We start from the raw sequence: 25,743 nt of genomic DNA, 5'->3' as shown, positions 1-25,743 counted from the left end.
CGGCCGCGCCCCGCCACCGGTTGATCACCGGAGGCACCGGGCGGCGCCCGGCCGTCACCAGCCGCCCTCGCCGGGCAGCAGCCGGCCCGCCTTGCGGTACTCCCGGCGGGCGCCCTCCAGGAGGTCGGCCGCGGTGACCACGTCGCCGCGGCCCGCGGCGAGGTACGCGGCGGTCACCACGGCGCTGCGGATGGAACCGCCGGCCAGCTCGAAGTCGGCGGCCACCGGGCCGGGTTCGATGCCGTCGGCGCAGGGCACGTGGGTCAGGGAGTGCCGCCACAGGGCGAGGCGCTGCCCGGCGTCGGGGAAGGGGAAGTCGACCACCAGGTCCAGGCGCCGGGTGAACGCCTCGTCGATGTTGGCGCGCAGGTTGGTGGTGAGCAGGGCGATGCCGTCGAAGGACTCCAGCCGTTGGAGCAGGTAGGCGCTCTCCATGTTGGCGTACCGGTCGTGGGAGTCCTTCACCTCGGACCGCTTGCCGAAGACGGCGTCGGCCTCGTCGAAGAGCAGCACGGCGTCCGTGCGGTCGGCCTCGGTGAAGATGCGTTCGAGGTTCTTCTCGGTCTCGCCGACGTACTTGTCGACCACGGACGACAGCTGGACCACGTAGAGGTCGAGCCCCAGCTCGGCCGCGACGACCTCGGCGGAGAGGGTCTTGCCGGTGCCGGACTCGCCGGCGAACAGGCCGAGCACGCCCCGGCCCCGCCCGCCGCCCGCGCTGAGCCGCCAGTCGCCGAGGACCCGGTCGCGGTGCCGGGCGCGCAGGGCGAGCTCCCGCAGCTGGGTCAGCGGACGGTCCGGCAGCACGAGGTCGGTCCAGTCGACGGCCGGGCGGATCCGGCGGGCGTGCTGTTCCAGACCGGAGGCGGACTGCTGGCGGGCGGCGAGGCGCAGGTGGGCGGGGGAGAGCGGGACGCCCTCGAAACCGGCGAGGCCCCGGGCGGCGCGGGCGGCGCGGGCGATCCGGTCGTCGGGCAGGTGGTACGGGGCGACGGTGGCCGCCAGGTCGAAACCGGGCTCCTCGCCGAGCACGGCCGACCAGGTGCCCACCGCCCCCGCGCGGCGCCGGGGCACCTCCAGGACGAGGGGGTCGTGGTCGCACCACTGGGGATCGTAGGGCCGCGGGCCGGTGATCAGGACGGTGACGTCGGACGCCGCCCACAGCTCCCCGAGCAGCGCGCCGGGCCGGTCCGGCAGCCCGGAGACGACGACGGCGTACCCGCCGAGCCGCGCCTCCCGCAGTAGTTCGGGCACCCGGTCCTCGGGTCCCGAGAAGCGCACGGCAGGGAGGCCTGCCCTGTCCAGGGCGGCGGCGACGCAGACCGGTCCGTCGCCCTCGCGGCCCTCGCGGAGATAGGCGGTGAGCTGGGGACCGGCGGCGAGCCGGGCGGCCAGCAGGTGCACGAAGCCGGTGAACTCGCCGTCATCCTCGGGGACTTCGCCGTACGACCGCGGGGGCGCCGGCAGCGGATGGAGCTGTCCGGCGAGCGCGGCGTCGGGCGTGTCGTCGCCCAGCAGGTGCGCCACGAGCCGGTCGGGCACGCGCAACGAGCGGCCGAGGAAGGGGCGTTCGGGTTCCTCCACCGTGAGCAGCCCCAGCGCGCACAGCGGCGCCGAGGGGTGCAGCCGGGCCCGGGCGCCCGCCGAGTGGGCGGGGATCCCGCACAGGTCGAGGGCGAGGGCGGCGGTGGCCCGCCGCCTGCTGACGTCGTCGTTGAGGTAGCCGTACAGCGGCTCGAACGTGCGGTCCAGGTCGGGGGCGAGGGCGATGAGCAGCAGGGCGGTGTCGAGCTCGGTCAGGCCGAGGCGGGCGGACAGGGCCGCCAGGCGGTCGTCCGGCGGCTCGGCGGGGCCGGGCGGTCCGGGTGGCAGGGGCTCCGCCGGGCGCAGCAGATGACGTACCGCTTCCTCCGACAGGTACAGGCCGCGCAGGGGGTCGCCGGCCGTGGGGTCGCCGGCCGAGCGGTGCTCGACCAGCAGCGCGACCCGGTCGCGCAGGGCGGCGAGGCGGGCGAGGAGCGGGGCGGCGGGGTCGGTCGGCGGTGCCGTCACGTCGTAGGCCGGGGTCCACGTGGTCATGTCGCCCGGCCCGCCCCGCCACGACGCCGGGCCGCGTTCCGGGCGGCCCGGGCCGCCGCCACCTGCCGGGGCCGGTGCGCGCGTTCCTCCGCCTCGGCCGGGACACCGTCCATGGTGCGCACGCGGACCGCCGCGCCCTCGGTGACCGGCGGCCCGGCGTCGTACTCGGGGTACGCCGGGAAGGGCGCGGTGACCACCAGGTCGAGGGACGGCTTCAGCTCACCGCCGAGCGCGGACCAGATCTCCGCCAGGGAACGCGACTCCGTCTGGATGCCGGCCACCGACAGCGGTACCGCCATGCCCAGCGCGCCCAGCGAACCGGGCAGTTCGGAGGGTGCCAGCAGTTCGCGCGGGATCAGGGTGGCCAGCACGGCGGACAGCAGCCGGTGCTCGTCCTGCGGCTGCTTGGTCCACGCCGTCACCAGGTACGACAGCCGGAACCAGCGCGGCGGCTGGCGGCGCTTGACGACCACCTCGCGCTCGTCGAGCACGGGGACGTGCCCGCGCTGGCGGCGGTTCACGTCCTCCCGGATGTCGTACAGGTAGGCGTTGATCGTGGGGGCGTTGCGGCGGGCGGCCCAGTCCCGGGTGGGGGCGTCGAACGCGACGTCGATACCGGAACCGGTCAGCGCGCCACCGCCGAGCAGGGCCTTGAGTACCTCGTCCACCTCGTGGATCACCGTCGTGCTCCCGCCCTGCCGTGCCCGGCCCCGCCCGTTCGCCTGCCGCCTTACCCGATCCTGCCCTCCGACGGGGCCGTCCCCGCAGGCACGCCGGGGACGGTGGCGGGGCAGAGCGGAGTGCCCGAAGGGCCGGTATCGGATGCCCGTTCGGTCAGATGTAGCCTTCACGCAGGGCGTGCGCCACGGCATGCGCCCGGTTGCGCAGGTGCAGTCGCGTGGTCAGCCCGTGCATGACGTTCTTGACGGTCCGTTCGGAGTAGGACAGCTTGCTGGCGATCTCTCCGGTGTCGAACCCCTCGGCGACCAGCCGCAGTACGTCCACCTCACGTGATGTCAGGCCCGAGGCGGGTGCGCCCGCCCGGCCGGCCGCACCGCGGTGCAGCGTGCCCACCTGGGTGATGAGCCGGCCGAGCAGGTCGGCGGGCAGGTCCCCGTCGCCGCGGGCCGCCGCCAGGACGGCCTGCACCAGCCGGGTCGCGGTCGCCTCGTGGCGCCACACGATCGCGCCCACCCCGCACTCGATCACGTCGAGCAGCTCGGCCTCCCGCAGGGCCCGCACGACGAGCACCGCCCGCGCCCCCTCACTGCGCACCAGCCGGCGCAGCCGGGTCAGCGCGGCCTCGTCGAGCACGTCGTCGACGAGCAGCGCCACCGTGCCCGGCCCCGACTCCTCTCTGAGGTCGATCTCCGGGTACCGGCGCAACTGGCTGAGCACCCCCTCGCGCAGGATCGGGTCCGGGGCGTGCACCGCCACCGGTATCCGCTCGGCGGAACCGGGCGCGCCGGGTTGTGTGGTCCGCGATGAGCTGAGCAAGCTTTTCCCCCATGTCCACGTGCGTGCCACCTCTGTGGGACCGGTGGCAGGCGGGTGGTCCCCACACTCCCGGGGCCACAGGGACCCGCGCAATCGTGGAGCACCACGAGCGGCACCACGAGATCGGCGGTACGACGACCACGAGGTCTGTGACCCGCAGCACGCCCGTGACTTCCGTGCCGACCACGACGACCACGACCACCGCGACGGCTACGACGGTGACCCGTCCGAGCAAGGAGGCAGGGATGTCCGGACCGCACGGTGACCAGCCGCGCGAACACCGCGAAGCCGCCGCGCTGCTGGCGGCCGGGGCCGCGCGCGCCCGGGCCGGCAGCGGCGGCCTGGTGCTGCTGCGCGGGGCCACCGGCACCGGCCGGACCACCGTCCTGGAGGCCGCCGCCGAGGACGCCGCCGGCCACGGCATGCGGGTGCTGCGCGCCCGCTGCGCACCCGGCGACACCACCGTCCCCTTCGCCGCCGTCCACCAACTCCTCGGCCCCATCCAGTGGTTCGGGCAGCAGCAGGGCAGCGGCGGCGAGCGCGAACAGGCCGCCCTGCTGTGGCGGATCCTGCGCGAGTACGCCGACGAGTCCCCGCTGATGGTCGCCGTGGACGACGTCCACCTCGCCGACGCCCCCTCGTACCGCTGGCTGGTGGAGTCCGCCCGGCACATGGACCGATTACGGATGCCGATCCTGCTGGCGGTCACCGAGCGCAGCCAGTACGACGTCGACCCGCCCGCGCCGGGCTTCACCCACACCCTCTCGCCCGCCCTCGTCCACACCCGCACCCTCGCCCCGCTCACCGCGGACGCGGCGGCCGCACTGGTACGCACCCGGGCCCCGGCGGCCGGCGAGGCATGGGTCGACGACTGTGTACGGGCCGGCGCCGGCAGCCCGATGCTGCTGCACGCCCTTCTCGACGACCTCGCCGGCCCGGACCGGCAGCCGGCCGTCCCGGAGACCGCCGCCGCGCTGTACCCGGGCGCGTACCCCGCCGCCGTGTCGTGGTGGCTGGACAGCGCGGGACCGGGCACGGCGGAGGTGGCGCGGGCGCTCGCCGCCCTGGACGAGGGCTGGGACGGCACGGCGGTCTGCGACCCCGGCTGCACCGGCGATGGCCTGGGCGGGCTGCTCGCCGAGCTCGCGGACGCCGACCCGGCCCGGGTGACGGGCTGGCTCACCGCGATGACCGGCCTGGGCGTGCTGTCCCCCGACGCCGACGGCCGCACCCGGTACGCCCACCCCCTGCTGCGGGACGCGGTGCTCACCGGCGTGCCCGCGGCCCGGCGGCGCGCGGTGCACCGACAGGCCGCCGAGCGGATGCTGCACCGCGGCGCCCTCACCGAGACGGTCGCCCGGCAGCTGCTGCTGTCCGGCCCGGTGGGCGACCCCTGGGCACCGGGAGTGCTCCAGGAAGCCGCCGGCCTGGCCCTGCGCGACGGCCGTTCCGACGACGCCGTCGCCTTCCTGCGCCGCGCCCTCGACGAGCCGCTGCCAGACGAGCGCCGGCAGCGGCTGCTGACCGAACTGGGCTCCCTGGAGTGCGCCGGCCCGGGGACCGCGTCCGGGATCTCCCGGCTCAGCGAGGCCCTTCGACTGCCCGGCGCCCCGCAGGACCGGGTCCGGGCCGCCCTCGCCCTGGGCACCGCACTGGCCGGACGCGGCAAGGCCCGCGCCGCCGTCGAGGTGCTGCGCACGGTGGACGGCCAGCTCGCCGACCGCCCCGATCTGGTGGGTCTGCTGCACAGTGCCTCCGCGCTGCTGTCCGACCAGGACCAGTCGATCCGCCGGGACGTGTACCGGTGGCTGTGCGACACCGCCGAACGCTCGCCCGAGCTCATCGGGCCGGCCACCCGGGCCCTGCTCGTCCGGCACGCGGCCACCGCCGGGCTCACCTCGGCGGACGACGCGATGAAGCAGGTGCGTGCCCTGCTCGCCGAGCCCACCGACCCGCTGACCGAGCCGTTCCTGCTGGGCACGGCCGCCGCGGTCGCCCAGTGGGCCGACGAACTGGACGAGGCCGACCGGCTCGTGGACCGCGGTCTGGCCGGTCAGCGTCCCGACCTGCTGCACCCGATGCACGAGGCGCTGCTCAACACCCGGGCCGACATCGCGGCGGCCCGCGGTGAGTACGGGCGGCTGCCCGTCGAACCGCCCGTGACCGCGGACACCGGGCCCGCCAACGCGCACGCCCTCACCCTGATCGCACTCGTGGAACAGGGCCGTACGGACGAGGCGCGGCGGCTCGCCGACGGCTTCGACCTGCACGCGGCGCCCGACTCCTGGGAGCTGAACCGGTTCCTGTACGCACGCGGCGTGCAGCGCGCCGCCTCGGGCGATCCGGCGGGCGCCCTGCACGACTTCCTGGAGTGCGGCCGACGGCAGTCGGCCCGCAAGGTGGTCAGCCCCGTCGTCACCCCGTGGCGCTCGGCCGCCGCCGAGTGCCGGTTCGCGCTGGGCAGCCCCCGGGAGGCGCTCGCGCTCGCCGCGGAGGAGCTGCGTCTGGCCAGGGTGTGGGGCACGCCCCGCACGGTGGGCCGCGCCATGCGGGTGCTCGGCACGGTCACGGGGGGCCGGCGTGGTCTGGAGCTGGCCGAGGAGGCCGTACGCCTGCTGCGGGACGCCGGTACCGGCACGGAGCCGGAGCTGGTCGCCGCGCTCGTCGCGCGGGGCCGGCAGCTGACCGCCGCCGGCGACCGCGTCCGGGCCCGGGAGGGCCTGCGGGAGGCGGTCGGACGCGCCGAGCGGCTGGCCGCGCCGCGCCTGCTCTCACTTGCCGAGGAGGCGCTGCGCGAAGGTGGCGCCCGCCGTACGGGCGCCGTCCGCACCGGCTCCGGCGCCCTCACCGGCAGCGAGCGCCGCATCGCCCAACTCGCCGCCGACGGCCGCACGAACACGGAGATCGCCGCCCTGCTGCACCTCGCCCGGCGCACCGTGGAGACCCATCTGACCAACGTCTACAAGAAGTTGGGGATACGGCGGCGGGGCGAACTGAGCACGGCGCTGAACGCGGACCTGCCCGACGGGCGTTAGCCGGAGGTCAGCAGCGCCGCGCCCCCTGCCCCCCGAAGCGGTCGCCACCGCCCGCCGCGGGACTTTGCCATCTCTTTGCAACCCGCCTGGCCGCTCCCTCGTCTCTCCGCTCGATCCAAGACACGGCCCGTCCCACGACGGGCGGGCCGGCCGACGAAAGAGAGCGATTCATGCGCCGAACTGTCCTCAGTGCCGCAGCCCTCGCGTGCGCCGCCGTGCTGGCGAGCACGGTGCCCGCGTTCGCGAGCGGGGCCGCGAGCCCCGTCCCGTCCACCCGACCGGCCGCCACCGAGGCACCCTCGCCGGTCCCGAGCGAGCGCCGCGGTGCCACCGAGGCCCCGAGCGCCCGGCCGAGCGCCGTCCCGAGCAAGGTGCGGGACCGGGGCCAGGTGGCCGTCGTCCCCAGGGGCGCGGCGAACACCGGTGTGGCCTCCGGGTCCGACGGTTCCGGAAGTGACGGAACGCTGGTCGGCGGGGGAGTCGCCGGAGCCGTCGCCCTGGGCGGTGCGGCGTTCCTGGTGGTCCGCCGCCGACGGGTGACCGGGGCGTGAACCGGCTCTCCAGGCGTGCGTTCGCCGGCGCGGCGGCCGCCGCGCTGCTCACCGGCTGCGGTGGCTCGCCCGCCCCACGGGCGACGGCCCGCCCCGCCGGCACGCACACGCCCGGGCGGCCCCCGGCCCACCCGGTCCGCGCGGCGGCCCGTTCGGTGCCGGTGCGTCTGCTGATCCCGGCCATCGGGGTCGACACCCCGATCGTCAGGCTGGGGCTGGCCCAGGACGGCACGGTGCAGGTACCCCCCGTCACGGCCCACGACCGGGCGGGCTGGTACCGGCACTCGCCGACGCCGGGCCAGGTCGGCCCGTCGGTGATCCTCGGTCATGTCACGGTCGGCGCCTATGGCGACGGGGTCTTCCGGCACCTCGACCGGCTGCGCCGGGGCGACCGGATCGAGGCACGCCTGGAGAACGGCACGTCGGCGAAGTTCACCGTCACCTCCCTGCGGACGGTCGCCAAGACGGACTTCCCGACCGACGCGGTCTACGGCGACGTAGACCGTCCTGAGCTGCGGCTCATCACCTGCGGCGGACCCCGCACCGGCGACGGCTACCTCGACAACGTGATCGTCTTCGCCGCGCTGAGCGCCACCGGCTCCTGACCCGCCGCCCGGAGCCCGGGCCGGCCCGGCGCACGCCCATGGAACGTGCGCGACCGGCCCGGGCTCTTCCCCACGAGTGTCCGAACCCCCCATGGAGAGCGTTGAAACGGTCCCGCGAGAAGGCAGCAGCCGAGCTGTTCGCCGCCCTCTATCCGCGCCTGGCCGGCTGGTGCCGCCGCCTGGTCGACGACGACGAGACGGCCCATGAGGTCGCCTCGGAGGCGTTCACCCGGCTCTGGGCACGCTGGACGTCCGTGGCTGAGCCCCGGGGCTTCCTCTACGTCACCGCCGCCAACCTCGTCCGGGACCACTGGCGCAAGCTGGAGCGTGAGCGCAGGGCCGTGCGCCGCGCCGGAGTCGAAGCGGCCGTCCGCCCGCCCGCCGAGCAGGCCGACCCGTCGGTCCGGCTGCTCGTGCAGGCGCTGCCGGAACGACTGCGCACTCCGATCCTGCTGCACTACTACGCTGACATGCCGATCCGGGAGGTGGCCGTGCTGACCGGGCGCAAGGAAGGAACCGTCAAGGCCGACCTGCACGCGGCCCGTGAACTGCTCCGCGCCCACCTGAGGAGAAGTCTTGATCACACACCCTGACGACGGTCCGGACTTCGACCCCGACGACCCCCTCGCCGTCATCCTCCGCCCGTCGTCCGAACATCTCGCCGCGCCCCCGGGCCGGTTCGAGGAGATCCGCCGGGGAGCGGCCCGCCGCAGGGTGCTCCGCGCGGCGGCCGGAGTCGGCGCGTCGTGCGCGGTCGCCGCCGTCCTCGCGCTGCCGTTCCTGCGGACGAGCCACGAGCCACCCGCGTCCCCCGTGGTCCCGCTCGCCCCGCCCCCCGCGAGCAGTCCGTCGGCCGTGCCGTCCCCGTCGTCCTCGCCCGGCCGCGGTCACACCACCGTCCCGAGCCCTCGCCCCACCCCCCGGCCCACCGGATCGAGCCCGGCCCGCGGTCGGGGACCGACCGAGAAGGTCCCCACGACCGTGCCCGGCCGCTCGGCTTCGGCGACATCGAGGGTGCCCGAGGCGGAGCCGTCGGTGAGTTCGGAGCGGACCACGCGCCCCCGGTCCTGAGCCCCGGTACTGAACCCCGGTTTTGAACACGTTCAACTCTGGGCGTACGCTCCTGTCATGAGCGACAGAGCCGCCCAACTCAAGGGCATCCGTGTCTGGCTGGTCTGCTTCGTCGTGTGCCTGGTGCTCAGCGGCGCCACCGCCTTTCCCCTGGTCCACGAACTGCGCTGGACGGAGGACGTACTGCGCTCGCTGTCCGTGCCGGAGCACCTGCCGGGACTGATGGACTGGATCTCGCGCGTGCGGCGGGGGCTGGACACCGCCGACGCCGAGTACCCCTTCCTCCTCTACGGCACGGACTGGCTGGCCTTCGCCCACCTGGTCATCGCGGTCGCCTTCTACGGGCCGTACCGCGACCCCGTCCGCAACATCTGGGTCGTCGAGTCCGGGATGATCGCCTGCGCCGGGATCATCCCGCTCGCGCTGATCTGCGGGCCGATCCGGCACATCCCCTTCTGGTGGAGCCTGATCGACATGTCGTTCGGGGTGTTCGGAGTCGTCCCGCTGTACGTCGTACGGCGGAAGATCAAGCGGCTGGAAGCGCTCGGTTCGCCGAACCCGGTTCCTGCTCCGGCTGCTTGAGCGCGGCCAGGGCGATCCGCTGGGCCACCGGGTTCATGGCCTCGCCCTTGGCGTCCGTCGAGCCGACCGAGTAGACGAGGGTGCGGCTCAGGTTCCTGGTCGCCGCGATGAGGCTGTTGTAGCCGTACCGGCCCCCGGACTTGAGCCAGTACACCTGCCCCTCGTACTCGAACCGCTGGAGCCCCGCACTGTAGGTGGCGCCGTCGATGCCCGCCGGGACCGTGAACATCTCCTCCAGTTGCGGCTCGGGCACGATCCGGCCCCGGAACAGCGAGGTGAGCAGCCGCTCCAGGTCGGCGGTCGTGGAGATCATGTCCCCGGCCGCCCACCGGTCGGCCTGGTTCCACTCCGTCACGTCGACGAACTCCTTCGTCCCGTCGGCGGCCTTGGTCACCTTCTGGTAGCCGTGGTTGTGCGGGCCGAGGATGCGCGGGTCGGTGCCCGGGAAGTACGTGTCCCGCATCCCGGCCGGGCGCAGCACCAGCCGGGTGGCCTCGTCGGCGTACGAGTGGCCCGTCACCTTCTCGATCAGCATGCCGAGGACCGTGTAGTTGATGTTCAGGTAGTCCTGCTTCTCGCCGGCGCAGAACTCCGGCCCCTTCGCCACCGCCGACTTCACGACCTGGGCCGGGGTGATCGTGTCGAAGCGGTGCGCGTACTGCTCCTCGAAGGAGTCGCCCCAGCCGTCGCCGGACTGGATGCCGCTGGTGTGGTTCAGCAACTGCCGTACGGTGACCGGCTCCCGGAACTTCGGCCCGAGTAGTCCCGGCAGGTAGCGCTCGATCGACGCGTTCAGGTCGACGCGGCCCTCGGCGGCGAGCCTCAGCACGGCCGCCGCCGTCACCACCTTCGTCGTCGAACCGGCCCTGAAGCGGGCGTCGGGGTCCGCGGCCCGGCCGCTCGCCAGGTCGTGCACCCCCGCGCTGCCCCGCCAGGTGCCGTCGGTGCCGCCGACCCGGACGAGCGCGGCGGTCGCGTCGTCGTCGGGGAGGTTCTTGATCGCCTCGCGCAGGGCGGCGGCGTCCGGATCGGACGCCTTGTGCGCGGAGGCCGAGGCGGCCGGCGCCGCGGCGAAGGCGGGCACGGCCAGCGGACCGGCGCCGAGGGCCAGGACGAGCGAGGCGGCGAGGAGGGTGGTGCGGCTACGGGCGCGCATCGGGTGCTCCTGAGGAGGTCGGCGGAAACTTCGTGATCATCCTCGTGGGGTCCGACCGTCCCCGGATCGTCGGAGAGGAGGGCGCGCACCCCTGACGCACCCCTCATCAAGTCGGCTCACTAATAGGGAAGTTGTCGGGGCCGCCCCCTAGGGAGCGGTGATCCGCGCCCACCCTGGCCCCCGAAAAACTGTTATCCCCGGCCCACGACTCCGTCTCCGCACTGTGATCCCCGACATTGCCAACAGCACGACCCCGCCTGAAAGGGTGCGGGCATGAGGACGCACGCGGGCGACAGGACCGGGCGGCAGTGGCGCTCGACCATCGCGGCGGCACAGGACGGCGACCGGCGGGCCATGGACGAACTGGTCCAGGGCTGGCTGCCGTTGGTGTACAACGTCGTCGGCCGGGCGCTGAACGGCCACGCCGACGTCGATGACGTCGTCCAGGAGACCATGCTGCGGGCCGTCGGCAACCTGGGCGCCCTGCGGGACCCGGACAGCTTCCGGTCCTGGCTGATGGCCATCGCCATGCGGCAGATACGGGACCGGTCCCGCCGCAGGACGGACCGGCGGCTGGACGAGAACGTGCCCGAGGACGCCGCCGACTTCGCCGGACTCACCGTGCTGAAGCTCCAACTGGAGGGACAGCGGCGCGAGGTCGCGGAGGCGGTGCGCTGGCTGGACCCCGAGGACCGGCAACTGCTGTCGCTGTGGTGGCTGGAGGTCGCCGGCGACCTGACCCGGCGCGAACTGGCGGCGGCCGTCGGCATCAGCCGGCAGCACGCCGCCGTGCGGGTGCAGCGGATGAAGGAGCGACTGGAGACCTCGCGCGGCATCGTGCGCGCCCTGGACGGGGCGTGCCCCGAACTGCGGGAGCTGACCGCCCGCTGGGACGGCCGCCCCGACTCGGTGTGGCGCAAACGGCTGGCCCGGCACGTCAGGGGCTGCGGCTACTGCGGCGACACCCGCGAGTCGGTCGTACCGGCGGCACGCCTCCTCGCCGGGATCGCTCTGGTGCCGGTCCCGGCGGGCTTCACGCTGTCGCTGGCCCTAGGCGGCAAGACGGCGGTGGCCGCCACCGCGGCGGCCACGACCGGCTCGGCCGGCTGGTCCGCCAAGGTGCTCGGTGCGCTGACCAAGCCGGCCGTGGCCGTGACGGCGGGCGCGACGATCGTCGCGGGCGGCGCGTACGTCGTCGTACAGACCCCCGACGACCCGCCCCCGCGCACCGCGCCCGCCCCCACGGCACAGCCCACGACCGCACCCCCGCCGCCGGGCACCCATCACCCGCCGTCCGCGGCCGCGTCCCCCTCACCGACGTCGTCCCCCTCGAAGAGGACGGACCCGTACGGCACGGTCGTCGACGCAGTCGACCGCGCCCCGGACCCGGACACCCCGCCCGGCGCCCTGCCGCACCGGCCCGCGTCCGGCGTCACCAGCAGCGGAGGGGCGCACGCCACCATGAACCACCGGGGGGACAGCGTGACGCTCAGCGGCCAGGGCTACGTCCTCGTCCGCTGGCAGATCTCGCCGCAGTACCGGGCCGGCAGCCTGGTCATGCCGAGCTGGACCGGTCTGAAGGGCAAGATCTTCCATGTGGCCTCGGGTGGTGGCCGCCGCATGGACGACCCCGTCAGCGACACCGACGCCTCCGCCACCGGCATGGGCGACTCGGCCACCGGCTACGCCGTCCTGCCCGCAGGCACCCAGCAGATGTGGCAGAACGAGTACTTCTACGTCGACGGCAGCGTCACCCTCACCGTGAACGAGCGCGGCGCCGACTACGGGCTGAACGTCTTCCCGACGACCTGGGACGCGGTGGAGAAGGACGTGACGACCGGCCCCGCCCAGGGGGCGAAGCGCTACGGTCTCGTCCGCGACACCGGCAAGGACGACGCCCCGGTTCCCCAGTACCTCACCCGCGCCGCACCGGCCGACCCGGCGACGGTCGCTCAGCGATCGACGGTGTAGCCGGCGGTACCCGGGCGCAGTGTGCTCAGCAGGTCGATGCGGTTCGTGGTGATCGAGTCCACGCCGAGGTCGAGCAGGCGGCGCAGGGAGCGGCGGGTGTCGGGGGTCCAGACCGACAGCAGGTGGCCGTCGCGGTGGACGCGGGCCGCGAGGGCGCGGTCGACCAGCGCGAAGCGGTAGTTCAGCCAGCGCGGCCGCACCACGTCGAGCAGGCCGGCCCGTGGTGGTGCCAGCGTCGTCCAGGTCAGCGCTATCTCGGCGGAGGGATCCGCGGCACGCACCGCGAGCATCATCTCGGCTCCGGCGCAGTAGTACACGCGGTCCCGCGCCCCGCAGTCCCGTACGACGCCGACGATCTCCCGCACCGCGCGAGGGTCGGCACGCCCGGGCAGGTCGATCATCGCCCGGGCGCCGTCCGTCGCGGCCAGCGCGTCCACCAGCGTCGGCACCCCGCCCGCGGTGAGCCCGCGCACCTCGTCGGCTGACAGCGAGCGCAGCGGCCGGTCGTGCCCCCACAGCCGCTTCAGCGTGTCGTCGTGCAGCAGGACGGGCACGCCGTCCCGGGTGAGCCGTACGTCGAACTCGACCGCGTCCGCGCCCCGGTCGAGCGCGGAACGCAGCGAGTCGAGCGTGTTCTCACGGAAGCGGTAGGGGTCTCCGCGGTGGGCCACGGCGGTCACTGTCTGCATGGCCCCCATTGTGCGGGGAGTCAGGAAGCGAGCCACGCCGAGGTGTAGGCGTCGATCTCCCCGGCGATCCTGGCCTTGCCCGCCGCGTCCAGGAAGGACGCCTCGACGGCGTTCTTCGCGAGGTCGGCGAGGCCGCGCTCGTCGAGGTCGAGGAGGCGGGCGGCGACCCCGTACTCGTTGTTGAGGTCGGTGCCGAACATGGGCGGGTCGTCGGAGTTGACCGTGACCAGGATCCCGGCCCGCACGAACTCCCGGATCGGGTGCTCGTCGAGGGTGCGGACCGCGCGCGTGGCGATGTTGGACGTCGGGCAGACCTCCAGCGGGATGCGGTGCTCGGCGAGGTGGGCGAGCAGCTTCGGGTCCTGCGCGGAACTGGTGCCGTGCCCGATGCGCTCGGCGCCCAGCTCGGTGAGGGCGTCCCACACCGTCTGCGGGCCGGTGGTCTCGCCCGCGTGCGGCACCGAGTGCAGCCCGGCGGCGATGGCGCGGTCGAAGTACGGCTTGAACTGCGGGCGCGGTACGCCGATCTCCGGTCCGCCCAGACCGAAGGAGACCAGGCCCTCCGGGCGCAGCCGGTCGTCGGTGGCCAGCCGTGCCGTCTCCTCGGCCGACTCCAGGCCCGCCTCGCCGGGGATGTCGAAGCACCAGCGCAGCACGGTCCCGAACTCGGCCTCGGCCGCCTTGCGCGCGTCCTCGATGGCGTCCATGAAGGCGGCCTCGTCGATGCCGCGCCGGGTCGAGGAGAACGGGGTGATGGTCAGCTCGGCGTACCGCACCTGCTGCCGGGCCAGGTCGCGGGCCACCTCGTACGTCAGCAGCCGGACGTCCTCCGGGTTGCGGATCAGGTCGACGACCGACAGGTACACGTCGATGAAGTGCGCGAAGTCGGTGAAGGTGAAGTAGTCGGCCAGGGCCTCGGGGTCGGTGGGGACCTTGGAGTCGGGGTGGCGGGCGGCCAGCTCCGAGACGATCCGGGGGGAGGCGGAGCCGACGTGGTGGACGTGCAGTTCGGCCTTGGGCAGCCCGGCGATGAAGGCGTGCAGGCCGCGGTCGGCGGTGCCGGCGGCGGGTACGGCGCTGAAGTCGGTCAAGGTTCCTCCCCGGAACGGCGCCCGTGGACCGTGGTCCCGGCGGGCGCGGTGATCGGCTGATCGGTGACTCGGGGATCATCGTAGGCCGGGCCCGTGCCGAGCGTGGCCCGGCCTTACCATGACCGCACGCCGAGGAGAGGGGACCGCCGACCATGTCCGACGAGGCGCCACAGGTTCCGGGGAACACCGCGGGGCCCCTCCCGGGGCAGGAGGCGGGCGACCCCGCGCCCCCGGACCGGCACCCCAGCGCCTCGGGCCCCGGCGTGCCCCTGGACAAGCCGGCAACCCCGGACGGGGCCACCGCGCCCGTGCCGTCCGGCGCCCCGCCCACCGGTCCCGGCGGCTGGGCCGCCCCGGCCTCCCACCCGGGCCCGGGTGACACCGCCGTATCCGGTGCCGCGGACGCCTCCGCGCCGCCCTTCGTCCATGACCAGCGGACCGTCACCTCTCTCCCGGGCGCGCCGCCGGCCTGGGCCGGCCCGTTCGCCGCCCCGCCGCCGGTCCCGGCGCCGCCCGTGGCGGGGCCCCCGAACCCCTTCGCCCCGCCCGCCGCGACCGGCCCGCAGCCCCTGTACGCCCCCGTCCCGCCGCCGCCCATAGCCCCGGACGGTCCCGGACAGCTTCCCTACGGTTACCCGGCCGGGTACGGGCACGGGTACGGATACGGCTGGCCCGGTGTGCAGGCGGCGCCGGACAACGGGATGGGCACGGCGGCGCTGTCGCTGGGCATCCTGGCCGCCATCTGCTTCTGTCTGTGGCCGCTGGCCATCCTGCTCGGCGTGCTGGCGGTGATCTTCGGCGTGATCGGCCGCGGCAAGGGTCGCCGCGGGGAGGCGACCAACGGGGGCCAGGCCCTGGCCGGCATCATCTGCGGCGCCGCCGGCATCGTCCTCGGCCTGGTGATGATCGCCGTCTACGCCTCGACGACCGGTCCCTGACACCGCACGGCCGGGCCACCCTCAGGCTTCGTGCGCCAGCCGCTCCCGTGCCTCCATCAGCGCGAACCCCAGCAGGTTCGGCCCCCGCCACCGCTCCGGGTCCGCCGCCGCCTCGTCGTCCGCCGCGAGACCGATGCCCCACACGCGGTCCACGGGGCTCGCCTCCACCAGGACCCGCTCCCCGGTGTTCAGCAGGAACTCCCGCAGATCATCGTGCGCGGCGAACTTGTGGACGCTGCCCTCGACCACGATCCGGAACCGCTCGCGCTCCCATATCTCCTCGTCGAAGCCGCGCACCAGCCGCCCCGCCTTCTTGGCCTGCGAGGGATGCCCCGCCGCCAGCACCCGGCGCTCCGCCTCCGCGTCCTCGAAGAGCCGTGCCTTGCCGGCCATCATCCAGTGCTCGGCCGTCGCGTACTCCACTCCGTCCACCACGAACGGTGACGGCCACCACTGGCTCAGACAGCTCGCGCCGACCCGCCCGTCCGGCCGCGGCCGGTGTCCCCAGAAGTGCAGGTACTTGACCCTCACCCCCGTGCGGACCTCCCTGATCAGGGCTTCCACACCATCGATCTTCCCCATGCACGCGAGTCTGGCACGCACCACTGACACTCCGTCCCCCCTTTACCGCGCCGACTCGACACCTGGTCGACAGATTCCGTCGCGTAACCAAAAGGCAACAACGGAATCACTTGTTGGAGTCCCTTAGCTCTGTCAGGATCGGCACTCAAATCGAGCTGGAGCTACGCCACCCGCCCCCCGGGACGGGGCGACGGCCGAGGAGAGCGACATGCACAACCCGGGCACCGCCACCCCGGAACGATTCCCCGCGCAGGAGCGCCTCGCGGACGGCGCGCAGTTCATCGCCGGGCGCCTCACCCAGGGCACCTCCGGCCGCACGCACGCCGTGGTCGACCCGGCGAGCGGCAAGGACGTGTACACGTACGAGCTGGCCGGGACGGACGACGTCGACGCGGCCGTGGCCGCCGCCCGCGAGGCCTTCCCGGCCTGGGCCGCGACCACCCCGGGCGAGCGCTCCGACGCGCTGCACCGCTTCGCCGCCGTGATCGCCGACCGTGCCGAGGACTTCGCCCGCGCCGAGTCTCTCCAGTGCGGCAAGCCGCTCAAGCTCACCCGGGAGTTCGACGTCCCGGGGACCATCGACAACACCGCCTTCTTCGCGGGCGCCGCCCGGCATCTGACGGGGCAGTCCGCCGGTGAGTACTCCGGCGACCACACCTCGTACGTCCGCCGCGAACCCATCGGTGTCGTCGGTTCCATCGCACCCTGGAACTACCCGCTCCAGATGGCCGCCTGGAAGATCCTCCCGGCGGTCGCCGCGGGCAACACCGTCGTACTGAAGCCCGCCGAGCTGACCCCGCTGACCTCACTGCTCTTCGCGCAGGCGGCGACCGACGCCGGTCTCCCGGACGGGGTGATCAACATCGTCACCGGCACCGGCCGGGAAGCCGGCGAGCACCTCGTCGGTCACCCGGACGTGGCCATGACCTCCTTCACCGGGTCCACCGCCGTCGGCAAGCGGGTCGCCGAGCTCGCCACCGCCACCGTCAAGCGCCTCCACCTGGAGCTCGGCGGCAAGGCGCCCTTCGTGGTCTTCGACGACGCGGACCTGGAGGCGGCCGTCCACGGCGCCGTCGCGGGCGCGCTCATCAACACCGGGCAGGACTGCACCGCCGCCACGCGCGCGTACGTGCAGCGCCCGCTCTACGAGGCGTTCGTCGAGCAGACCGCCGCACTCATGGAGAGCGTCCGGCTCGGCGACCCCTTCGCCCCCGGCACCGACCTCGGCCCGCTCATCTCGCACGTCCAGCGTGACCGCGTCGCCGCCTTCGTCGACCGGGCGCGTGGCTACGCGCGCGTGGTGGCCGGCGGCGAGGCTCCGCGGGGGGACCTCGCGAACGGCGCGTACTACCGGCCCACCCTCATCGCCGGCGCACCGCAGGACAGCGAGATCGTCCAGGCGGAGATCTTCGGGCCCGTGCTGGTCGTGCTCCCGTTCGACGGTGACGACGAGGGCATCCGGCTGGCCAACGACACCCCGTACGGTCTCGCCGCCTCGGCGTGGAGCCGGGACGTCTACCGCGCGAACCGCGCGACCCGCGAGATCAAGGCGGGGTGCGTCTGGGTCAACGACCACATTCCGATCATCAGCGAGATGCCGCACGGAGGCTATAAGCAGTCCGGCTTCGGCAAGGACATGTCGGCGTACTCGTTCGAGGAGTACACCCAGGTCAAGCACGTAATGTTCGATAACACGGCGGTGGCCCGGAAGGACTGGCACCGCACGATCTTCGGGGACCGATAGCGAAGACCGGCCGCCGCCGACGACCACGGCGGGCCCTACCCACCCTCCCGAAAGGGCACCACGCGCATGGAGCAGTACGAGCCCGACCGCCTGACGCCGGTCCAAGTGGCCGCGATGCGGCGCAGCCTCCGCAACGGCAGGGCTGCCATGACCCGCCGGTCGCTGCTGCGCGCCTCCGCGGGCGGCGCGCTCACCCTGGGCGGTCTCGGGGCGCTGAGCGCCTGCGGGATCCCGGCGGCCGGCAAGACGCAGGGCGGCACGTCCGCCACGGACCACTCGGCCGCGGAGAAGGTCGTCAACTTCTCCAACTGGACCGAGTACATCGACATCGACGACAGCGGCAAGCATCACCCCACGCTGGAGACGTTCGCCAAGCGGACCGGTATCCAGGTCAAGTACACCGAGGACATCAACGACAACAACGATTTCTTCGGCAAGATCAAGCCGCAGCTCGCCGCGGGCCAGGACACCGGCCGCGACATCGTCGTCCTCACCGACTGGCTCGCCGCCCGGCTGATCCGCCTGGGGTGGGTCCAGAAACTGGACCCGTCCAACCTGCCGCACGCCTACACCAACCTGTCGGCGCAGTTCCGTGACCCCGACTGGGACCCCGGCCGTGCCTACTCGTACCCCTGGCAGGGCATCCCGACGGTCATCGCCTACAACAAGAAGGCGCTCGACGGCATCGAGGTGAAGTCGGTCTCCGACCTGCTCGACAACCCCAGGCTGAAGGGCCGCGTCTCGTTCCTCTCCGAGATGCGTGACAGCATCGGCATGACCCTGCTCGACATGGGCAAGGACCCGGCGAAGTTCACCGACGACGACTTCGACGCGGTCATAGCCCGGCTCCAGAAGGCCGTCGACAAGGGCCAGATCCGCCGCTTCACCGGCAACGACTACACCTCGGACCTGACCAAGGGCGACATCGCGGCCTGCGTCGCCTGGGCCGGCGACGTGGTGCAGCTCAAAGCGGACAGCCCGGACGTCGACTTCGTCATCCCGGACAGCGGCTACATGACGTCGACCGACAACATGCTGGTGCCCAACAAGGCGCGGCACAAGACGAACGCCGAGCGGCTGATCGACTTCTACTACGAGCCGGAGCAGGCCGCCGCGCTCGCCGCGTACATCAACTACGCGACGCCCGTCGACGGCGTGAAGCCCTACCTTGCGAAGATCGACAAGAACGCGGCGAACAACCCGCTGATCGTTCCCGACAAGGCCATGCAGGCCAGGTCCCATTCCTTCCGCTCGCTGAGCCAGAAGGAAGAGACGGCCTACGAAGAGAAGTTCGCGAAGCTCACAGGGGCGTGACGACGATGAAGACGACTGACAGCAGCGGCGACGTCCGCCTCTCCGGAATCGGCAAGACCTACGGCGCCTTCACCGCCGTGCACCCGCTGGACCTGACCGTCCCGCAGGGCTCCTTCTTCGCCCTGCTCGGCGCCTCGGGCTGCGGCAAGACCACCACCCTGCGCATGATCGCCGGTCTGGAGGAACCTTCCTCCGGCACGGTGCACCTCGGCGACCAGGACGTCACCCACCTGCCGCCGTACAAGCGGCCGGTGAACACCGTCTTCCAGTCCTACGCCCTCTTCCCGCACCTCGACATCTTCGAGAACGTCGCCTTCGGCCTGCGCCGGCGCGGCATCAAGAGCGTGAAGAAGCAGGTCGAGGAGATGCTGGACCTCGTCCAGCTGGGTGAGCAGGCGCGCAAGAAGCCGCACCAGCTCTCCGGCGGCCAGCAGCAGCGGGTCGCCGTGGCCCGCGCGCTCATCAACCACCCGAAGGTGCTCCTCCTCGACGAGCCCCTCGGCGCCCTCGACCTCAAACTGCGCCGCCAGATGCAGCTGGAGCTCAAACGCATCCAGACCGAGGTCGGCATCACCTTCGTCCACGTCACGCACGACCAGGAGGAGGCCATGACGATGGCCGACACGGTCGCCGTGATGAACGCGGGCCGTGTGGAGCAGCTCGGCTCGCCCACCGACCTGTACGAGAACCCGCGGACCACCTTCGTCGCGAACTTCCTCGGCACCTCCAACCTGATCGAGGCCGAGGTCGACACCAAGAACGGCGACGACATCGTCCTCAAGGCCGGCGGCGGCAAGCTCGTGCTGCCCCAGGCACGCTGTTCCGCCCCGGCGACGGCCGGCGGCAAGGTGCTGGTGGGCATCCGCCCGGAGAAGATCTCGCTCACGCACGCCGACGACGCGGGGGAGGTCCCCGAAGCCCGCAACCGCGTCACCGGCAAGATCGCCGACGCCAGCTTCATCGGTGTCTCCACGCAGTACGTCATCGACACCCCGGTCTGCGACGAGTTCGCGGTGTACGTGCAGAACGTCGAGCGTGACGGACGGCTCGTCCCCGGCGCCGAGGTGGTCCTGCACTGGAGCCCGGCCCACACTTTCGGCCTGGACGCCACGCAGGACATCGACGCGGGCACCGAGGAAGAGGTCGCCGCCTGATGTCGACGCTCACCGAGGCGCCCCCGCCTCTCGCCCCCGCCGCCCCCGAGGAGAAGCCCCCGCGCAGGCGCGGCCGGTTCACGCCGTACTGGCTGCTGCTGCCCGGCATCCTCTGGCTGGTCGTCTTCTTCGCGCTGCCGATGATCTACCAGGCCTCCACCTCCGTGCAGACGGGCTCGCTGGAGGACGGCTACAAGGTCACCTGGCACTTCGCGACCTACTGGGACGCGCTCGCCGAGTACTGGCCGCAGTTCGTGCGTTCGGTCCTGTACGCCGCCGCCGCGACCGTGCTGTGCCTGCTGCTCGGCTACCCGCTGGCCTACCTGATCGCCTTCCGCGCGGGCCGCTGGCGGAACCTGATCATGATCCTGGTGATCGCGCCGTTCTTCACCAGCTTCCTGATCCGCACCCTCGCCTGGAAGACGATCCTCGCGGACAGCGGCCCGGTCGTCGGCGCCCTCAACACGCTGCACGTCCTCGACCTCACCGACTGGCTCGGCTGGACGGCGGGAAACCGCGTGCTGGCCACACCGCTGGCGGTGGTGTGCGGCCTGACGTACAACTTCCTGCCCTTCATGATCCTGCCGCTGTACACCTCGCTGGAGCGGATCGACGGGCGGCTGCACGAGGCGGCCGGCGATCTGTACGCCAGGCCCTGGACCACCTTCCGCAAGGTCACCTTCCCGCTGTCGATGCCGGGCGTGGTCTCCGGCACGCTGCTGACCTTCATCCCCGCGGCCGGCGACTACGTCAACGCCGAACTCCTCGGCTCCACCGACACCCGCATGATCGGCAACGTCATCCAGACGCAGTTCCTGCGCATCCTGGACTACCCGACGGCCGCCGCCCTCTCCTTCATCCTCATGGCCGCGATCCTGCTCATGGTCACGATCTACATCCGCCGGTCCGGGACGGAGGATCTGGTCTAAATGCCCTTCGTCACCTGGCTCAAGAGCCGTCTCGTCGTCATCGCGGGGCTGTTGACCCTCGCCTATCTCCTGCTGCCCAACGTCGTCGTCACGGTGTTCTCCTTCAACAAACCGAAGGGCCGCTTCAACTACGAATGGCAGCAGTTCTCCACGGACGCCTGGAAGGACCCGTGCGGGGTCGCCGACATGTGCGGCTCGCTGTCCCTCAGCCTCCAGATCGCCGTGTGGGCGACGGTCGGCGCCACGCTCCTCGGCACCATGATCGCCTTCGCGCTGGTCCGCTACCGCTTCCGCGCGCGGTCCGCCGTGAACTCGCTGATCTTCCTGCCGATGGCCATGCCGGAGGTCGTCATGGCGGCCTCGCTGCTCACCCTGTTCCTCAACATGGGTGCTCAGCTGGGCTTCTGGACGATCCTGATCGCGCACATCATGTTCTGCCTCAGCTTCGTCGTCGTCGCGGTCAAGGCGCGCGTGATGTCGATGGACCCGCGCCTGGAGGAGGCCGCCCGGGACCTGTACGCCGGGCCGGCGCAGACCTTCCTGCGGGTCACCCTGCCCATCGCGGCACCCGGGATCGCCGCGGGCGCGCTGCTGTCCTTCGCGCTCTCCTTCGACGATTTCATCATCACCAACTTCAACGCGGGCTCGACCGTCACCTTCCCCATGTTCGTGTGGGGTTCGGCGCAGCGCGGAACGCCCGTCCAGATCAATGTCATCGGCACGGCCATGTTCCTGGTCGCCGTGCTGTTCGTCCTGACGTCGATGCTCATCACCAACCGCCGCAACAAGCAAAAGGCATAACCGGGACAACCCGGAATCTCTGTAGGGAGTTGAAATCATGGCCCCAAGCGCCATGACCCATTGGATCAAGTCTCTTTCCGAAGCGCAGCCGGTCCCGTACTGGCTCGAAGACCCCGGCAAGCCCCACCCCGAGCCCGCTCTCACCGGCACCGAGACCTGCGACCTGCTGGTCGTCGGCGGCGGGTACAGCGGACTGTGGACCGCGCTCAACGCCAAGGAGCGCGATCCGGAGCGGGACGTGGTACTGCTGGAGGGCCGTGAGGTGGGCTGGGCCGCCTCGGGCCGCAACGGCGGCTTCTGCGCCGCCTCCCTCACCCACGGACTGCCCAACGGCCTCACCCGCTGGCCGGACGAGATCCACACGCTCCAGAAGCTGGGCGAGCGCAACCTCGACGAGATCGAGGCGGCGGTCGCCCGGCACGGAATCGACTGCGACTTCGAACGCACCGGCGAGATCGACGTCGCCACCGAGACCTACCAGGCGTGGGAACTGCGCGACTGGCACAAGGAGCTCCAGGACAAGGGCCTCGCCGACGGCATCGAGTTCCTCGACGCCGACGCCGTACGGGAGCAGGTGAACTCGCCCACCTTCGAGGCGGGCCTCCACGACCGCCGGGGCGTGGCCATGCTGCACCCGGCCAAGCTCGCCTGGGGCCTCAAGCGGGCCTGCCTCCGGCTGGGCGTGCGGGTCTACGAGCACACGCCGGCCCTGACCCTGAAGCCGTACGGCAGCGGCATGGCCGTGGGCACCCCGTACGGCACGGTCCGCGCCCGCCGGGTCGCGCTCGGCACGAACATCTTCCCCAGCCTGCTGCGGCGCGTGCGTTCCTACACGGTCCCCGTCTACGACTACGCGCTGATGACGGAGCCGCTGTCCGCCGACCAGCTGGCGTCGATCGGCTGGAAGAACAGACAGGGCCTGGGGGATTCCGCGAACCAGTTCCACTACTTCCGGCTGTCCGCCGACAACCGGATCCTGTGGGGCGGCTACGACGCGATCCACCACTACGGCGGCCGGGTCCGCTCCGAGTACGACGACCGCCCGGAGACCTATGCCAAGCTCGCCGGGCACTTCTTCACCTGTTTCCCGCAGCTGGAGGGCGTCCGCTTCACGCACGCGTGGGGCGGCGCGATCGACACCTGCTCGCGTTTCTCGGCGTTCTTCGGCACCGCCCACCAGGGGAAGGTGGCGTACGCGGCGGGATACACGGGCCTCGGCGTCGGCGCCACCCGCTTCGGCGCCGACGTGATGCTGGACCTGCTGGCCGGCGAACGCACCGAGCGGACCGAGCTGGAGATGGTCCGCAAGAAGCCGCTGCCCTTCCCGCCCGAGCCCTTCGCCTGGACCGGTATCGCCCTCACCAAGTGGTCCCTGGCCCGCGCGGACGCCCACGGTGGCCGTCGCAACCTGTGGCTGAGGACGATGGACCGACTGGGGCTGGGCTTCGACAGCTGACGGTTCACTCCGACAAGGTGCCGGAACCCGCGTAATGCCGGCCGCAGACCTCCCTCTCCCTCGTGAACCACGTTCGTGACGAGAGGGAGGTCTTCTCATGACTGGGGCCAAGACGGCGGTCGAGTGGCTGGCATCCGTCGCACCGGATCCCGAGGCGTGCCGCTGGGAATGGGAGCGCAACCCGCGGGGGGTCGCCCTGCTGCCCGCGGGCAAGGCCTGGGACGTGCTCATACTCCCGGGCGCGCTCGGCTACCCGACGCTGGACGTGCTCACCCGGATCCTCGACCGACCGGGACCGGTGCTGGCCGACTTCGGGGACTCACGGGTGGGCTTCCTGGTGCCGCCCGGCACGGCGGCCCGCTGGCTCGGCACCGGCATCCGCGCCGCCGGACCCGGCACCTGGATCGTCGTGCCGCACCCGGGCCGGGCCACCACCACCTTGCGCTGGCTGGTGCCGCCCGACGGCTCCGGCACGCTCACCGATCCCACCCTGCTGGAACTGGCGATGCACGAGGCGGCGGCGGAGCCGGCCAGAGGCGGGGAGAAGGGCAGGTAGCGTCCCGGCACCTTGACAACAAGATTGGTCTGGACCAAGTTGAGTGCGCTCCACCCCTCCAACACCCCCACCTCCGGAGGCCCTTGTGGACCGCGCCAGACACGACCGACGCAGACCCGACCGACACCCCAGATCCGTCCTCGCCCTGCTCACGGCCGCGCTGCTGGCCGTACCCGGCCTCACCGCGCTCTCGTCGGCCGCCCGGGCGGCCGACGCGGAACTCGCGAGGAACGGGGGCTTCGAATCCGGCCTCGACGGCTGGATCTGCACAGCCGGCACGACCGTCACATCACCCGTGCACAGCGGGGGTTCCGCACTCCAGGCCACCCCGGCCGGCAGCGACAACGCCCAGTGCGCGCAGACGGTCACCGTGCAGCCGAACTCGCGGTACACGCTGTCCGGGTACGTCCGCGGCTCCTACGTCTACCTGGGTGCGAACGGCACCGGCACCACCGACGTCTCCACCTGGACCCAGTCGGCCCCCGACTGGCAGAAGCTCACCACCACCTTCACCACCGGCGCCGCCACGACGAAGGCGACCATCTACACGCACGGCTGGTACGGCACCGGCGCCTACCACGCCGACGACATCTCCCTGACCGGCCCGGGCGCGAGCACCGGGCAGCCGCCCGCCGCGCCCACCGGCCTGAAGACCGGCACGGTCACCTCGTCCTCCGTCGCCCTGTCCTGGTCGGCGGTGACGGGCGCGACCGGCTACGCGGTCTACCGCGACGGGGCCAGGGTGCAGACGGTGACCGGCGCCTCGGCCACCGTCACCGGGCTCTCGCCCTCCACCGCGTACAGCTTCCAGGTCACCGCGACCAACGACGCCGGCGAGTCCGCACGATCGGCCGCCGTGACCGCGACGACCACGGCCGGCACCGGCGGCGGCTCGGGCGGTCTGCCCGGCCACGCCCTGGTCGGCTACCTCCACGCGAGCTTCGCCAACGGCTCCGGCTACACCCGCCTGGCCGACGTACCCGACAGCTGGGACGTCATCGACCTGGCCTTCGGCGAGCCCACCTCGGTCACCTCCGGCGACATCCGCTTCAACCGCTGCCCCGTCACCGAGTGCCCGAACGCCGAGAGCGACGCCGACTTCAAGGCGGCGATCAAGGCCAAGCAGGCGGCGGGCAAGAAGGTGCTGATCTCGATCGGTGGCCAGAACGGCCAGGTCCAGCTGACGACGGCGGCCGCCAGGGACACCTTCGTCACCTCGGTGTCGAAGATCATCGACGACTACGGCCTGGACGGCCTCGACATCGACTTCGAGGGCCATTCGCTGTCCCTGAACGCGAACGACACGGACTTCAGGAACCCCACGACCCCCGTGATCGTGAACCTGATCTCGGCCCTGAAGACCCTGAAGGCCAGGTACGGCTCCAAATTCGTGCTGACGATGGCGCCGGAGACCTTCTTCGTGCAGAACGGATACCAGTTCTACGGCACCGGCAAATGGGGCGGCCAGGACCCGCGCTGCGGCGCGTACCTCCCGGTCATCCACGCCCTGCGCGACGACCTGACCCTGCTCCACGTCCAGGACTACAACTCCGGCCCGATCATGGGGCTCGACAACCAGTACCACTCCATGGGCGGCGCCGACTTCCACATCGCCATGACCGACATGCTGCTCACCGGCTTCCCGGTCGCCGGTGACCCGGACAACGTCTTCCCGCCGCTGCGCCCCGACCAGGTCGCCATCGGCATGCCCGCCTCGACGAACGCGGGCAACGGCTACGTCTCCCCGTCCGAGGTCACGAAGACCCTGGACTGTCTGACGAAGAAGACGAACTGCGGCTCGTACGCGACCCACGGGACCTGGCCGTCCCTGCGCGGCCTGATGACGTGGTCGGTGAACTGGGACCGCTACTCGAACTGGGAGTTCCAGAAGAACTTCGACGCCTACTTCGGCTGAGCCCTCGGCTGAGCACGAGCCGCGGCC

22 protein-coding genes and 1 pseudogene are annotated in these 25,743 nt (G+C 72.5%); 16 read left to right on the top strand and 7 right to left on the bottom strand.

The features are described 5' to 3' along the window. Nucleotides 1-54: 54 nt before the first annotated feature. The 3 genes from ACFY01_RS34165 to ACFY01_RS34155 form a co-directional block, all read right to left on the bottom strand. Nucleotides 55-2,079, bottom strand: a complete 2,025-nt coding sequence (locus ACFY01_RS34165; RefSeq protein WP_390739646.1) for an ATP-binding protein — start codon at nt 2,077-2,079, stop codon at nt 55-57. Beyond that, on the bottom strand, nt 2,076-2,759 hold the full coding sequence (locus ACFY01_RS34160; protein ID WP_390739645.1) for a DUF4255 domain-containing protein: 684 nt from the start codon (nt 2,757-2,759) through the stop codon (nt 2,076-2,078). Before ACFY01_RS34160 ends, ACFY01_RS34165 begins: the two co-directional genes overlap by 4 nt. A gap of 154 nt (nt 2,760-2,913) precedes the next feature. Then, the gene (locus tag ACFY01_RS34155; RefSeq protein WP_390739644.1) at nt 2,914-3,576 is read right to left on the bottom strand and encodes a LuxR C-terminal-related transcriptional regulator; all 663 of its coding nucleotides are present in this window, start codon (nt 3,574-3,576) and stop codon (nt 2,914-2,916) included. Nucleotides 3,577-3,821: 245 nt separating this feature from the next. Here ACFY01_RS34155 and ACFY01_RS34150 point away from each other — a divergent pair, with 245 nt between their 5' ends. From ACFY01_RS34150 to ACFY01_RS34125, 6 genes are all read left to right on the top strand, one after another. Continuing rightward, nucleotides 3,822-6,611, top strand: a complete 2,790-nt coding sequence (locus ACFY01_RS34150) for a LuxR C-terminal-related transcriptional regulator (protein WP_390739643.1) — start codon at nt 3,822-3,824, stop codon at nt 6,609-6,611. Nucleotides 6,612-6,781: 170 nt separating this feature from the next. After that, the gene (locus tag ACFY01_RS34145; RefSeq protein ID WP_390739642.1) at nt 6,782-7,162 is read left to right on the top strand and encodes a sortase-dependent protein; all 381 of its coding nucleotides are present in this window, start codon (nt 6,782-6,784) and stop codon (nt 7,160-7,162) included. Further along, entirely contained in the window at nt 7,159-7,767 is a 609-nt protein-coding gene (locus tag ACFY01_RS34140) for a class F sortase (RefSeq protein WP_390739641.1), read from the top strand. Before ACFY01_RS34145 ends, ACFY01_RS34140 begins: the two co-directional genes overlap by 4 nt. A gap of 101 nt (nt 7,768-7,868) precedes the next feature. Further along, nucleotides 7,869-8,360 (top strand): RNA polymerase sigma factor, encoded by a 492-nt coding sequence (locus tag ACFY01_RS34135; protein WP_390739640.1) that lies wholly within the window; start codon nt 7,869-7,871, stop codon nt 8,358-8,360. Then, nucleotides 8,344-8,838, top strand: coding sequence for a hypothetical protein (locus ACFY01_RS34130; protein WP_390739639.1), 495 nt, complete (start codon nt 8,344-8,346; stop codon nt 8,836-8,838). Before ACFY01_RS34135 ends, ACFY01_RS34130 begins: the two co-directional genes overlap by 17 nt. Before the next feature lie 57 nt (nt 8,839-8,895). Further along, nucleotides 8,896-9,420 carry a hypothetical protein gene (locus ACFY01_RS34125; RefSeq protein ID WP_390739638.1) on the top strand — a complete coding sequence of 175 codons (525 nt, stop codon included), beginning with the start codon at nt 8,896-8,898 and terminating at the stop codon, nt 9,418-9,420. Here ACFY01_RS34125 and ACFY01_RS34120 read toward each other — a convergent pair. Then, a complete protein-coding gene (locus ACFY01_RS34120) occupies nt 9,365-10,576 on the bottom strand; it encodes a serine hydrolase domain-containing protein (protein WP_390739637.1) in 1,212 nt (403 codons plus the stop codon). The two genes, ACFY01_RS34125 and ACFY01_RS34120, sit on opposite strands and share 56 nt — an antisense overlap. Before the next feature lie 273 nt (nt 10,577-10,849). Between ACFY01_RS34120 and ACFY01_RS34115 the strand changes: the two genes are divergently transcribed. Beyond that, on the top strand, nt 10,850-12,547 hold the full coding sequence (locus ACFY01_RS34115) for an RNA polymerase sigma factor (RefSeq protein WP_390739636.1): 1,698 nt from the start codon (nt 10,850-10,852) through the stop codon (nt 12,545-12,547). Here the strand turns inward: ACFY01_RS34115 and ACFY01_RS34110 are convergent. After that, entirely contained in the window at nt 12,529-13,236 is a 708-nt protein-coding gene (locus ACFY01_RS34110; RefSeq protein ID WP_390739635.1) for a glycerophosphodiester phosphodiesterase, read from the bottom strand. The two genes, ACFY01_RS34115 and ACFY01_RS34110, sit on opposite strands and share 19 nt — an antisense overlap. A gap of 20 nt (nt 13,237-13,256) precedes the next feature. Continuing rightward, nucleotides 13,257-14,380, bottom strand: a pseudogene (locus ACFY01_RS34105) (adenosine deaminase). Nucleotides 14,381-14,479: 99 nt separating this feature from the next. On the opposite strand from ACFY01_RS34105, the gene ACFY01_RS34100 reads away from it, so the two are divergent. Beyond that, nucleotides 14,480-15,265 carry a DUF4190 domain-containing protein gene (locus tag ACFY01_RS34100; RefSeq protein WP_390739634.1) on the top strand — a complete coding sequence of 262 codons (786 nt, stop codon included), beginning with the start codon at nt 14,480-14,482 and terminating at the stop codon, nt 15,263-15,265. Nucleotides 15,266-15,286: 21 nt separating this feature from the next. On the opposite strand, the gene ACFY01_RS34095 is transcribed toward ACFY01_RS34100, so the two are convergent. Further along, nucleotides 15,287-15,847 (bottom strand): NADAR family protein, encoded by a 561-nt coding sequence (locus ACFY01_RS34095; RefSeq protein ID WP_390739633.1) that lies wholly within the window; start codon nt 15,845-15,847, stop codon nt 15,287-15,289. Nucleotides 15,848-16,055: 208 nt separating this feature from the next. Here ACFY01_RS34095 and ACFY01_RS34090 point away from each other — a divergent pair, with 208 nt between their 5' ends. From ACFY01_RS34090 to ACFY01_RS34055, 8 genes are all read left to right on the top strand, one after another. Next, nucleotides 16,056-17,591 (top strand): gamma-aminobutyraldehyde dehydrogenase, encoded by a 1,536-nt coding sequence (locus ACFY01_RS34090; RefSeq protein ID WP_390739632.1) that lies wholly within the window; start codon nt 16,056-16,058, stop codon nt 17,589-17,591. A 66-nt stretch (nt 17,592-17,657) separates the two neighbouring features. Then, entirely contained in the window at nt 17,658-18,905 is a 1,248-nt protein-coding gene (locus tag ACFY01_RS34085) for a spermidine/putrescine ABC transporter substrate-binding protein (protein WP_390739631.1), read from the top strand. Beyond that, nucleotides 18,902-20,059, top strand: coding sequence for an ABC transporter ATP-binding protein (locus ACFY01_RS34080; RefSeq protein WP_390739630.1), 1,158 nt, complete (start codon nt 18,902-18,904; stop codon nt 20,057-20,059). Before ACFY01_RS34085 ends, ACFY01_RS34080 begins: the two co-directional genes overlap by 4 nt. Further along, nucleotides 20,059-20,988: an ABC transporter permease gene (locus tag ACFY01_RS34075; protein WP_390739629.1), complete on the top strand. Its 930-nt coding sequence runs from the start codon at nt 20,059-20,061 to the stop codon at nt 20,986-20,988. The genes ACFY01_RS34080 and ACFY01_RS34075 overlap by 1 nt, the downstream gene beginning before the upstream one ends. Further along, on the top strand, nt 20,989-21,789 hold the full coding sequence (locus ACFY01_RS34070; protein ID WP_390739628.1) for an ABC transporter permease: 801 nt from the start codon (nt 20,989-20,991) through the stop codon (nt 21,787-21,789). A 37-nt stretch (nt 21,790-21,826) separates the two neighbouring features. Beyond that, the gene (locus ACFY01_RS34065; RefSeq protein WP_390739627.1) at nt 21,827-23,245 is read left to right on the top strand and encodes an NAD(P)/FAD-dependent oxidoreductase; all 1,419 of its coding nucleotides are present in this window, start codon (nt 21,827-21,829) and stop codon (nt 23,243-23,245) included. A 97-nt stretch (nt 23,246-23,342) separates the two neighbouring features. After that, a complete protein-coding gene (locus ACFY01_RS34060; protein WP_390739626.1) occupies nt 23,343-23,801 on the top strand; it encodes a hypothetical protein in 459 nt (152 codons plus the stop codon). Between the two features lie 85 nt (nt 23,802-23,886). Further along, on the top strand, nt 23,887-25,716 hold the full coding sequence (locus ACFY01_RS34055; RefSeq protein WP_390739625.1) for a chitinase: 1,830 nt from the start codon (nt 23,887-23,889) through the stop codon (nt 25,714-25,716). Nucleotides 25,717-25,743 lie beyond the last annotated feature (27 nt).

The sequence above is a fragment of the Streptomyces sp. NPDC001480 genome (assembly GCF_042894725.1).
GTDB lineage: Bacteria > Actinomycetota > Actinomycetes > Streptomycetales > Streptomycetaceae > Streptomyces.
Note: the sequence above shows the minus strand (reverse complement) of the source record. Positions and strands in the feature narration are given on the sequence as shown.